Source organism: Methylibium rhizosphaerae (assembly GCF_006386545.1).
GTDB lineage: Bacteria > Pseudomonadota > Gammaproteobacteria > Burkholderiales > Burkholderiaceae_C > Pseudorivibacter > Pseudorivibacter rhizosphaerae.
The window spans coordinates 1-1,168 of the sequence record NZ_SWAR01000136.1 but is presented as its reverse complement, the minus strand read 5'-3'; the positions used below and the strand labels follow the sequence as shown (position 1 = coordinate 1,168).

The following is a 1,168-nucleotide window of genomic DNA, read 5'->3' as shown; positions in this document are numbered from 1 at the left end:
GCTAGTGTCCTGTCCCGTGGATAACTGGCATAAATAGTGCGTGCCATTGCGGTATCTTGGAACTGGAGATACCGCGATGACGAGAGGCAGGCCGAAGGTCGAACTGGTTGTGACCGACGACGAACGAGAGCAGCTTGCTTCGTTTGCGCGCAGCCGTTCGTTGCCCGTCTCGCTGAGCATGCGAGCGCGGATTGTCCTGAGCAGCGCCGACGGTGAGCCCAACAGCTCCATCGCCAAGCGTTTGAAGCTGACCAACGCCACGGTGGGCAAGTGGCGCGCACGGTTTCTCGAGCGTCGCATCGCAGGCCTGTACGACGATGTGCGCCCGGGACCAGCGCGCAGCATCGGTGACGAGCGTGTGGCCCACCTGATCAAGACGACCCTGCACACCAAGCCTGCCAACGGGTCGACGCACTGGAGCGTGCGCACGGTGGCCGCCGAGACGGGCATCTCCAAGACCAGCGTGCAACGCTACTTTCAGCTCTTCGGCCTGCAGCCGCATCGCACTGAGAGCTTCAAGCTGTCCAACGATCCGTTCTTCGTCGAGAAGCTGCGCGACGTGGTCGGCCTGTACCTCAGCCCTCCAGAGAACGCTCTGGTCCTGTGCGTGGACGAGAAGAGTCAGTGCCAAGCGCTTGAGCGCAGGCAGCCGATGCTGCCCATGGGCTTTGGCTACGTCGAGGGTGTCACCCACGACTACAAGCGCCATGGCACCACCACGCTGTTTGCCGCGCTGAACGTGCTCAACGGCGCGGTACTGGCCAGTTGCAAGCCGCGCCACCGTCATCAGGAATTTCTGTCGTTTCTGCGCGAGATCGACAAGGCGGTGCCGGTTGAGTTGGATATTCACTGCATCGCCGACAACTACGCGACGCATAGCCATCCCAAGATCAAGGCGTGGCTCGCGGCACGTCCACGCTGGCACATGCACTTCATCCCGACTTACAGCTCCTGGCTCAACCAGGTCGAACGCTTCTTCTCGCTGATCACCGACAAGGCCATTCGCCGCGGCTCCTTCACCAGCGTCAAGCAACTCGTGCAGCGCATCGATCACTTCGTCTCGCACCACAACAGCAACTGCGAGCCGTTTCGCTGGACTGCAACTGCCGATTCGATTCTCGAAAAACTGCACCGACTTTGCTCAGCTATCAGCGGGACAGGACACTAG

At 61.0% G+C, this 1,168-nt stretch carries 1 protein-coding gene; it reads left to right on the top strand.

Annotation, left to right across the window (positions count from 1 at the left end):
- Positions 1–76 precede the first annotated feature (76 nt).
- Positions 77–1,168 (top strand): IS630 family transposase, encoded by a 1,092-nt coding sequence (locus E8D38_RS27795; protein ID WP_140637527.1) that lies wholly within the window; start codon positions 77–79, stop codon positions 1,166–1,168.